A 13,554-nucleotide genomic window follows, 5' to 3' on the forward strand; every position below is an offset into this window, starting at 1 on the left:
CGATAAGAAGTGATACATACTACTCACTTCCAATATCTGCTCTTGTCAAAAGAAGCTGCTGCCGATTAGCTTAAGCTAATCGGCAGGTTGCTTTTTTTACAGGCGATTATTTTTGATATACTTCTTCAATTCGACTAAAACGCTTACCATCAGTGCTAACAGAACGGACTTTCACATTACCTTCAACGTGCGGTCTTTGTCTGTCATCATAAATTTCCCAAGTTTTGCCACCATTCAACGAATACTGAATTGTCAGCCCCGGCAAGGCAATGTTTGCTTCCAATGTCCCTGACACAATTCTTGCTCCCGGTATTGGTAATCGATATGCAACATGCGCCTTATCCAGTTTTGCCATTTCACGTTGCCCCATTAAATTGGCAAAACGGCGCCAATCATTATTGAGTTTATCGGTTTCAACATACCGTGTGACTCCGCCTTTATATTCTCTGCCCTGTTGGTAATTCTGTTCCCATTCAGCCTGATGCCACGCACGTTCCGCCAGCGGCAGCAAACGCGGATAAATCATATATTCCATTTGCTGATCAGTACGTACCGTTTCACTCCATAATAGCCCTGACACGCCATACGCCCCCGGCCAACGTTTATTACTGGTGGTATTGAAATAGTTGCCATTGATATCCATCGAAGTTTCAGCATTTTGTGGCATATTATTGGGTGCAAAACTGAAGATTTTGGCTTCATCATTAAAACGGGATGCCCAATAATAGCCCCGCTCTTTCGGATTGACTTCGTACGGCATATCCAGGTAAACATAATCAGGGCTGGAAACAACGACACGATAACCCTTGTTTGCCCAGTCATTAACGGAATCATAACCTCCCCAATAGAGCGTATCCCAAAAGTTTACCGTAACGTACTGAGTAGCAAAGTCTTTCGCAGATTTCGCATGTTTCAGACCATCCTGCCATGACTGCATCGCCTCAATACCATGAGCATTGACAATCTTACTCACTTCAATCGCGAAGTAACTGGCCAGCTCATCAACATCTTTGATAGTGCCCTTCGCAATCATTTTTTGACAAGCCTGAGATTTTGCCCATGGTTTGTCTTCGATTTTTTTATTTATAATCCCTTTACCCGGTTCAATTGGGCCATCTTTATCCTGATAACCCGCCCCTAAACGAATATTTTTCGCTTCATCACCGCCAAAATGCCATGTTTTCAATGAAGTTCCGGCTTCTTTGTGCATAGCAACAATTTCACTGATGACTTTGTCAACAAAGCGTTTGGAAGAATCCATGCACGGGTTCAGATAGCTATGGCGATCGTAAAACTGTACAGATGTCGTATTTGAGGTATCCGTCGGATCGAGCAAACGGTACTCATTGGCTTCCTGTACCTTTCCTTCTGCCACCAACTTTTTATAACGGGCTTCCATAGACATTACCGCTGCACGGGCATGGGCCGGAATATCAATTTCTGGGATCACCTCTATCTGACGAGCCTTAGCATATTTCAAGATATCAATGTAATCCTGACGGCTAAAATAGCCACTTCCCATATTATTACTTGCTGGCCCTGAGCCTAATTGCGGTAACAAACATTGTGTCTCAGTTAAATCATGACAACGTTTGCTGCCAATTTCTGTTAATTCCGGTAAACCGGGAATTTCCAGACGCCAGCCTTCATCATCACTCAAATGGAAATGCAATTTATTCAGTTTATAAGCCGCCATTTGATCGAGCAGACGCAAGACAGTTTCTTTACTATGGAAATTCCGTCCGACATCAAGAAACATCCCCCGATATTCAAATCTGGGTGCATCTTTTACTGTTAATGTGGCTATTTTTGGTACACCATTGGCCGGAAGAAGGGAAAACAGTGATTGCAGGCCATAAAATACACCGGATTCATCAAAAGCAACAATTTGCGCTCCCTTAGTCGTGATATTCAGGGAATAAGCCCCTTTAACCCGCCAATCACCGGTAAATTTGTTAGCATTAATCTGAGACGCAACCCGATAACCGTTGTCGGTTAACTGAATGTTATAATCAGCAAAACGCTCTCGAATGACCCGAATTGAAGCGTCACTCAACCCTCCCAGTTCCAATTTCACGCCATGAGACAAATTGACATCCTGTGAATGAATGGACAATTTTCTGGGCGTCGGGATAATTTGCCCACGCAGTTTATCCCCATCCATTAATGACATCTGGCTGTTTTTCTCAAAACGGCTTTCAGGTGTCATCAGGATATTGTTATCCGCCGTCGTTCGTTTCCACTGCTCCCCTTTAAAATCAGATAAAAACGCACTCAGATCCTCAGTATCAGTATTAGTCAATACTTTAGGAATAGCATCACCGGAAGTGGCATACCAACGCGGCATAAAATCTGTACTGTAAATCTGCCAGTATTCACTAATAATAGGCAGTGAGATCTTTTCTTTGGCCTTGATCCCTCTGAACTTTTCTGTCGGTTCTAATTTATGCAAATCACCTGTGATATGCGTGATTTTATATTGCTCATGATCAACGTTCAGAATTTGGCGAATGCTATGAAAATAAAGTGCCCAATCGGCAGAATCAATTGCCTGATCGCCATTGGTCAATGTGATATTAACCCGATTACAAGCAGCCCCGTTTGCACCTAAGATGGCACAATCAGTCCCATGTGATCCGGCTTGGTTGTCTACGATGCTAAAATTCACGTGTAACTGGCTAAGTGAATCTACTATCTGCTGTGATGACATTTCCGCATGAATATTTTCCGCATAAGTACCTGCCGTGAACCCAGCCGCCATGATAATTGCTGCTAAAGTGTGTAATTTAATGCTTTTCATTAATGACCTCGTCCGAGTTTTTTATTTTGGCCCAGAACAGAAGGCTGTTTTTGATATCACAAAACGGTTTTGTACAACCTAGCATCAATGCGAAATAACCCTATACAAAATGTGACTATAAGGCAATTTTTAATCTTGGCAGGAAGAGTTAATTTTCATTACGAGACTTTTAAGCATAAAAAAAGCGCGATAATAATCACGCTTTTTTCGTCTATTCAACTTATATTATTCTTTAGAGATTTTCGCCCAAGTATCACGCAAGCCTACAGTACGGTTAAATACTAAACGTTCAGGACTTGAGAGTTTGCTGTCAGCACAGAAATACCCTTCACGCTCGAACTGATACGTTTTTTCCGACTGTGCTTTTGCCAGTCCCGGCTCAACAAAACCTTTACGTACCACTAATGACTCTGAATTAATCGTAGACAGGAAATCCTCTTCCGCCCCTGGGTTCGGTACACTGAACAGACGGTCATACAGATAGAATTCCGCAGGGGCAGCATGTGCAGCACTTACCCAGTGAATAACCCCCTTCACTTTGCGACCATCAGCCGGATCTTTATTCAGCGTCTGCTCATCATAGTGACAGTAAATAGTAGTGATATTACCTTCTTCGTCTTTTTCGACACGTTCAGCTTTAATCACATAGGCGTTACGCAAACGAACTTCTTTACCAAGTACCAAACGCTTATATTGACGGTTTGCTTCTTCACGGAAGTCTGCGCGATCAATATAAATTTCACGGCTGAAAGGCACTTCACGACTACCCATTTCTGGTTTATTTGGATGGTTAAGCATTGTCAGAATGACTTCACCTTCCGGCATGTTTTCAATCACCAGTTTTACCGGATCAAGAACTGCCATAGCACGCGGCGCATTTTCATTTAAATCATCACGGATACAAGATTCCAACGCAGCCATTTCAACGTTGTTATCCTGTTTAGTCACCCCGATACGACGGCAGAACTCACGGATCGCAGCAGAAGTATAGCCACGACGACGCAAGCCGGAAATCGTTGGCATACGTGGGTCATCCCAACCATCAACAATGTTTTCTGTCACCAGCAGGTTCAGTTTACGCTTGGACATCACCGTGTATTCCAGATTAAGGCGAGAAAACTCATACTGGCGTGGATGGCAATCAATTGTGATGTTATCCAATACCCAGTCATACAAACGACGGTTATCCTGAAACTCTAACGTACATATAGAATGAGTGATCCCTTCCAGAGCATCAGAAATACAATGGGTGAAATCGTACATCGGATAGATGCACCATTTATTACCGGATTGGTGATGTTCTACAAATTTAATGCGATACAGAACCGGATCGCGCATGACAATGAATGGAGAAGCCATGTCGATTTTTGCCCGCAGACAGGCTTTACCTTCAGCAAATTCACCAGCACGCATTTTTTCGAACAGAGCAAGGTTCTCTTCCACACTGCGATCGCGGTACGGGCTGTTTTTACCCGGCTCTTTTAGCGTGCCACGATATTCGCGGATCTCATCTGGGCTTAATTCATCGACATACGCCAGACCTTTATTGATCAATTCAAGCGCGTATTCATACAGATTATCGAAATAGTTAGAAGAGTAGCGAATATCACCACTCCACTGAAACCCTAACCACTGGACGTCATTTTTAATCGACTCAACGTATTCAATATCTTCTTTAACCGGGTTCGTATCGTCAAAACGCAGGTTGCATTGCCCCTGGTAATCTTGTGCGATGCCAAAATTCAGGCAGATCGACTTCGCATGTCCAATATGCAGATAGCCATTAGGTTCAGGTGGGAAACGGGTATGTACGGATGTATGTTTACCAGTTGCTAAATCTTCGTCAATTATCTGACGAATAAAGTTTGTCGGGCGAGCATCTGCCTCACTCATCGTTTTATTCCTCAATGCAAAAAGCGCTTCAATAAACCCTTTATAATCTATTAAGCTGAACCGAGAAACAACACTTAGTTAATGGAAAATGGACGAAAAGGGCAAAGTTAGTGCTAAAAAACGATTTATGTACAATGAATTATGTACAATATCGTTAACTTTCCGTTAAAAACCGTGAAGGATACTGGCAAGCCACTATAACAAATGGCTTGCCGTTTTTCTCATAGAGCGTTCAATAATAGCACCAAGTAAGATCAGCAAATGCGATGATTTTCCAACACCGCAATTAACTGATCTGCACAATAAATAATGTGCTCCTCGTTCCAGCTAGGATGCAAATACAGACTGATTGTTCTGGGTAATAAAGAGCGAGCTGTCTCACACACAACATCACAATAATTGACTGATTCAGGCGATGTGTACTCTTTTGAATGGAAAGGAAAATTGGCTGAGCCAAATCCCCGTAACTCTCTAAATACTCTTTCGCCATAAGCTTCCGGCCACTGAATTTTAAATGCCGGAACACCAATATTTTTCAGATCATTCAAAATAACTTCAGCGGTACAATCCAATTTGGCAAGATCAAAAACGATAGGATATAACCAATACGCGTTGCATCTCTCTTCATTATTTAATGGCAAACTGTGAATTAAATCGATACCTGTGAATTTTGCATCATAGATTTTGGCGTATTGTTTACGATTGCGCATATTCCAATTATCAAACCGCTCCAGTTCATTAATCCCGATGATCGACTGAATTTCAGTCATACGATAATTATAACCAATGCGATTGTGCACATGCCATGACACTTCTTCCAAAGCAAGCAAATCAAATTTTCTTCTTACATCAAATCCATGATCACGATAAGCACGACACTCCCAACCAATTTCAACATTATTGGTCACAACCATGCCGCCTTCCCCACCAGTGGTAAAATGTTTTGACTGACAGAAACTAAATGTACCAACATCACCAATTGTACCGACAGGTTTACCTTTATATTGACCTCCCAAACATTGAGCACTGTCTTCTATCACTTTGAGATTGTATTGACGGGCAATAGCGAGTATAGGTTCCATATCGCAAACAACACCATAAAGATGCACAACAATAATGGCTTTCGTCTTCTCTGTAATAAGCGCTTCTATTTTTCCGGGATCAATGGTGTGCTCTTCCGTTGCATCACAAAACACAGGAATAGCCCCACATTGTAAAACAGCAAAAGAAGTAGCAATGAAAGTGTAAGAAGGAACGATAACCTCATCACCAGGGCCAATATTTAAAGCCCCTACGGCAATATTCACTGCTGAGGTGCCAGAATTACAAGATATTGCCATTTTTGCCCCAATCCAGTTGGCAAATTTATTTTCAAACTCCATTCCTCTTTCACCTGTCCAATAATTAACCTTGCCAGATAATAGAGGCTGTTGAATATCTTTTAATGATTGCTCAGAAAAATTAGGCCATTGTGGAAATTTCATTATGTCTATGCCTTAATAAATTAAAATAAATAAATTTAATCACATACCTATCGGTATATAATTCCATAAAATTAGTCGAATTATGTAATATCATTTTATGCAAAATAAATTACACAATTTTTGGATCATTAATATGCCAATAAACTTTAATAGAAAAAACTGCATAAATCATTACACTATAATTTAATAAAGTTTTTATTAACCCCCAGTTTTCTCTTGTATCCTCCCAAACCACAGAGAGTTGATGTAAATTTTTAGACAATCTCTTAGAGAGATAAATAATTTCCGCATCAAATGCATAACCCTTAATTCTCTGTTTGGAAAAAATTTCTTTTGCCAAATCAGACTGTATCATTTTGAATGGACATTGTGAGTCTGAAATTTTACAATTTAATAAGAGATTAACTGTTTTCAGAAAAATTTTACTGGTTATTTTTCGGTAAAAATTAGCCTTTGATTTATTGTTTGAAAAACGCTCCCCTATCACTAAATCAATATTATTAGATTTTATCTGGTTATAGGCATTAAAAAAATCAGATTCTTTTATTGGAAAATCAATATCGGTATAAAAGATATATTTTCCCTTTGCCAAATCAACACCTCGCCGAATGCTGTATCCTTTCCCATAGTTTCCACCATTAGAAATGACCATAACATCACGATAATTCTGTTTTATTTTTGCTATATCACTATCATGAAAATTGTTTTTATCCGAATCATTCACAATGATAATTTGTACATTCAATACTTCCTGAATTCTTTTAATCCGGTGTATTGTTTTCTCAATAATCAGGTAGTTTTCATGATATCTGGGAAGCACAATTGAGATTTCAACAGAATCTCCAACACTATCCATCCATTTTCTCCATTAAAACCTGCCTAAGTCCATCACCTGTAACTTAATATCCCAATAACCGTTTACCCAGTGCGGTCAGATGGATATCAGATGTATCTTGTTGACTGGTCTTTTTAATAGGAAAGGGTTTTCCGGTTATTGAAGTTGTCGGCCGCCCTTGTTTGTAAGCTGAAATTCGTTCTGCAAATTGCTGCTCGGTCAGATCTATTCGTGGAAAACAGCAGAAATATTGTGCCAATCTGGGTTTATCAGAAGTATTTGGCTGATTTCCATGTGGCAATGTTCCATCGAAAATCACATAATCCCCCGCTTTAAGTGGGATTGATTCAATTTTCATTTCGCTGGTATCAGGAAAACGACTGTTATATCCTTCCGTTTGTTGCGATAACCATTGATAAATAATTTTATGGAAACCCGGCACACATTGGAAACCACCTGAATTACCATTATCATCTGTCAGGCTTAACAAACCTTGTATTTTTCTTTCTAAGGGGCGTTTTGAAACATCAATGTCCCAATGAATGAACCCCTCATATTGCCATTTTTCTGTAATCGGGGGATTCATATTGACTCTGTCAATACTGACTAATAGATCCGCAGTACCAAATATTTTCTTATACACTGAATAAATAACTTCATTCTGACGGTTATCCCATAATGTCTGGTGATGATAAAAAGGAATACGTCCCATTTTATCTATTCCAGAACGTGAGCGAATATTTTCATCATAGAAATCGGTGGTTTTTCTCTGATCCATTTCTAAAAAATCAAATATAGCATTTACTGTTTCCCGTATTTGTTGCCTGCTCACCGCAGATTCAATAATGATATAACCATTATCATCCCAACACTTCAAATATTGTTTCATTTTTTCTTCAGAAAAACACCCTGACATTTTTCCACCTAATCAACAAATAAATATTATAACCTTCTCTTATTAAGCGCTCTGCTTACACTCTTAACTTATAAAAACCCAATAACAGTAACAATAGAAATAAGTATTATTAAATATAAAGACAAACATCAATTGGCGGAAATAAATTACCCTAAATCAAATCAATTTCAACCCTGAAAGATTAAATTTATAAAAAATATCTTATTAATAACGCGCTAATCAATAAAAAATAAATAATATAAAACATTATATAAAATAATGATTATTATATTGCATTAATATAACGTGAGAAAATATAAAAACATAAAACAATAACATCAATGATAAATTAGATAAATATATAAAATGATTTAGTTTTATTGTTCTTTATTATTAGAACTATTCAAATGAGGTATTTTTATATCATTCGGTGATCGTCGAAACGATCACCGTTAGCTTGGAAAGAGAAAGACATTAATCTATTTCATTACCTGAAATAAATTCGATTCTTTAGCAATAACATGACGTTCAGCCATGATACTGACCCCCACATAGTCATCAATATTACTGATAACAATCGGACTTATCATTGACTTATCATTGACTTAGCATGAGTGTTCAGGTATTCAAGATCCAATTTCAATAATGGCTCCCCTACTTTCACTTTCACACCTTCTTCGACCAAACGCTCAAAACCCTTACCTTGTAAAGAAACGGTATCAATGCCCATGTGGATAATCACTTCAACACCGTCATCTGCCTCAATACACAGTGCGTGATTAGTATCGAACATTTTCACCACTGTACCTGAAATCGGTGAAAAAACAGTATCAGAGGTCGGTTTAATAGCAATCCCATCACCCACTAATTTACTGGAAAAAGCTTCATCCGGGACATCCTCTAATTTAACTAATTCACCTGTTACAGGAGCTATTAAGGTTAAAATAGCTTTTTCTTGCGACTTACGATCTTTTTTTACCTGAATGTCAGGCTCTGGTGCCTGGTGTTCCGTTTCAGCCGCAATAGGTCCTTTGGTGATAACTTTCTTCATGGCATTGGCGATCAATTCTGCGCGGGTTCCAATAATAATCTGAACACTCTCTTTGTTCAGACGGATAATCCCGGAAGCACCAAGCTGCTTGACTGCCTGTTCATTAATCAAACCTGAGTCTTTTACTGATAAGCGTAAACGGGTAATACAGGAGTCAATGCCCGTTAAATTGCCTGAACCGCCTACTGCTGCAATGTATTTATACGCTTCTTCCTCAATATTACCTGGGCCAATGGTTTTTGCAGCCATATCGATATCATAACCATCCGTTTGTCCGGTGGAGGGCAATTCACGACCTAATGTCATCAGGTTGAATTTTTTGATCGTGAAACGAAATATCACATAGTAGAGACAGAAAAAGACTAAGCCTTGTGGGATAAGCATGTACCAGTGAACGGCCAACGGATTGCGTGAAGACAGCAAAAGGTCAATAAAGCCAGCAGAGAAACCAAAACCGGCAATCCAGTGCATAGTTGCCGCAATATAGACTGAAATCCCCGTCATAATAGCATGCAGGACATAAAGTACAGGTGCAACAAACATGAAAGAGAATTCAAGTGGCTCCGTTACCCCGGTAAAGAATGCAGCAAATGCGCCTGCCATCATAATACCGCCAACCATTGCTCTGTTTTCAGGACGCGCGCAGTGGTAAATCGCTAATGCCGCTCCCGGCAAACCAAACATCATGATGGGGAAGAAAATTATTTTTTATCACAAATTAAATCCTTCTGATATGTGATAAAAATCACCACAATTGATATTTTTTTAATCAAAATATGGCCTTAATCAAAAACTTATTTTACTATAAAAAATAACATTGCAACTTTCGACAAGTAGAACCATCGCAAAGAACAGGTATGATAGACGGATTTCCTCGACAACTGTTTGTATGGTTCCATTTTTAACCATGAATAATGCTTAAAGAGGTCATCATGAGGCTGATCCCCCTAACAAATACAAGTGATGTAGGTCGATGGTCTGCGCACTACATTGTTAGTAAAATCAACGAATTTAATCCAACAACAGAGCGTCCTTTTGTACTCGGCCTGCCCACTGGCAGTACACCACTGGCGACTTATAAAGAACTCATCGCGCTATATCAGGCAGGAAAAGTCAGTTTCAAGCATGTCGTCACTTTCAATATGGATGAATATGTCGGTATTCCTGCAAATCACCCCCAGAGTTACCACACTTTCATGCATCAAAATTTCTTTAATCACATCGATATCCAAAAAGAAAACATAAACTTACTCAATGGCAATGCGAAAGATGTTGATGCCGAGTGCTTACGTTATGAAAATAAGATCAAGTCGTATGGAAAAATCCATCTGTTTATGGGCGGCGTAGGTAATGACGGCCATATCGCCTTTAACGAACCTGCATCCTCCCTTTCTTCACGTACCCGGATTAAAACGTTAACGCTGGAAACGCGAACAGCTAACTCTCGTTTTTTCGATAATAATGTGGACTTAGTTCCCCAATATGCTTTAACCATCGGTGTAGGTACATTAATGGATGCCGAGGAGATCTTGATTTTGGCAACGGGGGCACAAAAAGCCTTGGCCTTGCAAGCTGCAATTGAAGGCAACGTTAATCATATGTGGACAGTAAGCTGTTTACAAATACACCCAAAAGCGATCATCGTCTGTGATGAACCTGCAACGATGGAGTTAAGAGTAAAAACAGTAAAATATTTTCACCAGCTAGAGGCGGAAATTCTTAATGAGTTCGCCAGTTAGTACTTATTCAGGCGATTAGGAGACCAGAATGTACGCTTTAACTAACTGTATTATCTATACTGGGCACGAAAGACTGGACGGACATGCTGTCATTATTGCAGATGGTTTGATTAAGCAAGTCTGTCCAGAAAATGAATTACCGGAACATATTGAAAAACACGATTTACACGGAACAAATCTCTCTGCCGGATTTATTGATCTGCAAGTCAATGGCTGTGGGGGGGTTCAATATAATGAACGGCTGGAATACATTACGGAAGAGACGCTGCGTATCATGCAGGAAACCAATCAGCGTCATGGTTGTACCAGTTTTCTGCCTACACTTATCACCAGCCCTGATGAACTGATGATTAAAGCCATTGAAGTGATGCGTATCTACTTAGCCAATAATCCTCATCAGGCACTTGGATTACATCTGGAAGGGCCTTACATCAATCCGGTAAAAAAAGGAACTCACAATTCAGCTTACATACGCAAGCCAACATCTGAGATGATCAATTATCTGTGTATTAATGCTGATGTGATCACCAAGATTACTCTTGCTCCTGAGATGGTCGAAGAGCAGTGCATTCACCAATTAACTGAAGTGGGTATTATTGTTTCTGCTGGTCACTCCAATGCAACTTATGAAGAAGCCCGGCGAGGGTTCCGTGATGGCATTACTTTTTCTACCCACTTATATAATGCCATGCCTGCCATTTCCGGCCGCCAACCTGGGTTAATCAGCGCTATTTATGATACATCTGAAGTCTATGCCGGCATTATTTGTGATGGCATGCATGTATCATGGCCAAATATCCGTAGTGCCAAGAGATTGAAAAATGAAAAATTAGTTCTTGTGACAGATGCTATCGTCCCTGCCGGTCTTGATTCAGCGACAAATACTCTGGAACAATTCACTTTTGCCAATAAAACAATATATTATCGTGATGGATTATGTGTCGATGAACATGGCACACTAAGCGGCTCCTCAGTCACAATGATAGAGAGCGTCAAGAATAGTGTTGAACATGTCGGTATCGCTTTGGATGAAACATTACGGATGGCAACTCTTTATCCAGCCAAAGCCATCGGCGTTGATAAACACCTCGGTACGATTGAAGTCGGCAAAGTCGCAAACCTGACCGCATTTACACATAATTTCAAAATCTGCAAAACCATAGTTAACGGAAACATCACTAATGGAAATGAAGTTGAACTATCGTGAGCATAAAGTCTGATGAGTCACCATAATGCACAAAAGCAAATCGGTAATATTGACCTGGTTAAACAACTCAATAGTGCGGTGGTCTATCGTCTGATAGACCAACATGGCCCAATATCCCGTATTCAAATTGCAGAAGAAAGCCAGCTTGCGCCCGCCAGTGTCACCAAAATTACACGTCAGTTATTAGAACGCGGCCTGATAAAAGAAATTGATCAGCAAGCTTCTACTGGCGGACGCCGGGCTATTTCTATCGTTACAGAAACCAACCGCTTTCATACTATTGGCATACGGCTCGGACGCCATGATGCGACAATTGCACTATTTGATATGAGCGCCAAACAATTAGCCGAAGAGCGCTACTCCGTACAGGAGAATACACAACAGGAAATGGAAAAACGGATTATCTCCGCCATTGAGAATTTCATTGCCAAAAATCAGCGGCGGATCCGTGAATTGATCGCGATTTCAATCATTCTTCCCGGCTTGGTAGATCCCGATAACGGCATCGTTCGTTACATGCCACACATAAAAGTAGACAATTGGCCATTGGTGCAAAACCTACGGAAGCGCTTCAATATCTTCTGCTTTGCCGGACATGACATTCGCAGCCTCGCATTGGCAGAACACTATTTCGGGGCCACCCGCCATTGTGAAGACTCACTTCTGGTACGCGTTCACCGTGGTACAGGAGCAGGAGTTATCGTCAATAATAATATCTTGCTCAATAAACGCGGCAATCTGGGAGAAATAGGTCACATCCAAATCGAGCCACTGGGTGAACGTTGCCATTGCGGAAATTTTGGTTGTCTGGAAACTATTGCATCTAACTCAGCAATAAAAGCTAAAGTACAGCACCAACTACGGCAGGGATTTCCAAGCAAATTAACTTTAAATAGCTGCACGATTCGTGACATATGCCTCGCAGCTAATCAGGGAGATCCTCTGGCAGTCGAAGTTATCAGGCAAGTAGGACACAATCTTGGTAAAGCCATTGCCATCGCCATTAACTTCTTTAATCCCCAGAAAATAGTTATTGCTGGTGATATTACGGAAGCTGAGCAAGTTCTGCTTACGGCAATTCAAAGCTGCATCAACACACAGTCGTTAAAAGCCTTCCGTGAAGATCTCCCCGTCGTTGTTTCTGAACTAAGTCACTGTTCCGCAATTGGTGCATTTGCCTTAACGAAACGTGCGATGCTCAATGGTGTACTGTTGCAACATCTTCTTGGAGGATAATTTCAGCAACCTCGTTGGTTTTATCATCAATATGATTACAAGCCAAACAAACAAGCGATATTATGCATATTTTTTTAAAAAAGCAGTTGACGCATCTGCCTGATATACGCATAATGCGCCCCGCACCGCCGATGAAGGCAAAGCGAAAAAAGATGGCTACGTAGCTCAGCTGGTTAGAGCACAGCACTCATAATGCTGGGGTCACAGGTTCGATTCCCGTCGTAGCCACCATCTTTGCGGGAGTGGCGAAATTGGTAGACGCACCAGATTTAGGTTCTGGCGCCGCAAGGTGTGCGAGTTCAAGTCTCGCCTCCCGCACCATTTTCTTCGTCGGTTGTACTTAAATCGAGTTGAACTGGTTTAGTTTTGGGTTTAAGTTTTAGTGTGTTGTTTTCAGGTGGGGTATCGCCAAGC

General features: G+C 40.5%; 8 protein-coding genes, 2 tRNA genes and 1 pseudogene. 5 read left to right on the forward strand and 6 right to left on the reverse strand.

Features of this window, described 5'->3' with window-relative positions:
• Positions 1-106: 106 nt before the first annotated feature.
• The 6 genes and pseudogenes from ABLA85_RS06520 to ABLA85_RS06545 all read right to left on the reverse strand — a co-directional run.
• Entirely contained in the window at positions 107-2,800 is a 2,694-nt protein-coding gene (locus ABLA85_RS06520; RefSeq protein ID WP_367962413.1) for a beta-N-acetylhexosaminidase, read from the reverse strand.
• 225 nt (positions 2,801-3,025) lie between these two features.
• The gene (glnS, locus tag ABLA85_RS06525; RefSeq protein ID WP_367962415.1) at positions 3,026-4,693 is read right to left on the reverse strand and encodes a glutamine--tRNA ligase; all 1,668 of its coding nucleotides are present in this window, start codon (positions 4,691-4,693) and stop codon (positions 3,026-3,028) included.
• 254 nt (positions 4,694-4,947) lie between these two features.
• Positions 4,948-6,177 carry a DegT/DnrJ/EryC1/StrS family aminotransferase gene (locus ABLA85_RS06530; RefSeq protein WP_367962417.1) on the reverse strand — a complete coding sequence of 410 codons (1,230 nt, stop codon included), beginning with the start codon at positions 6,175-6,177 and terminating at the stop codon, positions 4,948-4,950.
• 109 nt (positions 6,178-6,286) lie between these two features.
• On the reverse strand, positions 6,287-7,033 hold the full coding sequence (locus ABLA85_RS06535; protein ID WP_367962420.1) for a glycosyltransferase: 747 nt from the start codon (positions 7,031-7,033) through the stop codon (positions 6,287-6,289).
• 43 nt (positions 7,034-7,076) lie between these two features.
• Positions 7,077-7,901: a phytanoyl-CoA dioxygenase family protein gene (locus ABLA85_RS06540; protein WP_367962423.1), complete on the reverse strand. Its 825-nt coding sequence runs from the start codon at positions 7,899-7,901 to the stop codon at positions 7,077-7,079.
• A 485-nt stretch (positions 7,902-8,386) separates the two neighbouring features.
• Positions 8,387-9,657: pseudogene (locus ABLA85_RS06545) on the reverse strand (glucose PTS transporter subunit IIA); the annotation flags it as partial.
• Positions 9,658-9,890: 233 nt separating this feature from the next.
• On the opposite strand from ABLA85_RS06545, the gene nagB reads away from it, so the two are divergent.
• The 5 genes from nagB to ABLA85_RS06570 all read left to right on the forward strand — a co-directional run bounded on the left by nagB (position 9,891) and on the right by ABLA85_RS06570 (position 13,461).
• A complete protein-coding gene (gene nagB, locus ABLA85_RS06550; RefSeq protein ID WP_367962425.1) occupies positions 9,891-10,697 on the forward strand; it encodes a glucosamine-6-phosphate deaminase in 807 nt (268 codons plus the stop codon).
• 28 nt (positions 10,698-10,725) lie between these two features.
• Positions 10,726-11,904 (forward strand): N-acetylglucosamine-6-phosphate deacetylase, encoded by a 1,179-nt coding sequence (gene nagA / locus ABLA85_RS06555; RefSeq protein ID WP_367962428.1) that lies wholly within the window; start codon positions 10,726-10,728, stop codon positions 11,902-11,904.
• A 12-nt stretch (positions 11,905-11,916) separates the two neighbouring features.
• Positions 11,917-13,140 carry an ROK family protein gene (locus ABLA85_RS06560; RefSeq protein WP_367962431.1) on the forward strand — a complete coding sequence of 408 codons (1,224 nt, stop codon included), beginning with the start codon at positions 11,917-11,919 and terminating at the stop codon, positions 13,138-13,140.
• A 154-nt stretch (positions 13,141-13,294) separates the two neighbouring features.
• Positions 13,295-13,371 (forward strand) — tRNA-Met (locus tag ABLA85_RS06565).
• Between the two features lie 5 nt (positions 13,372-13,376).
• Positions 13,377-13,461 (forward strand) — tRNA-Leu (locus ABLA85_RS06570).
• Positions 13,462-13,554 lie beyond the last annotated feature (93 nt).

The organism is Xenorhabdus sp. SGI246 (assembly GCF_040838225.1).
GTDB classification, from domain to species: domain Bacteria; phylum Pseudomonadota; class Gammaproteobacteria; order Enterobacterales; family Enterobacteriaceae; genus Xenorhabdus; species Xenorhabdus indica.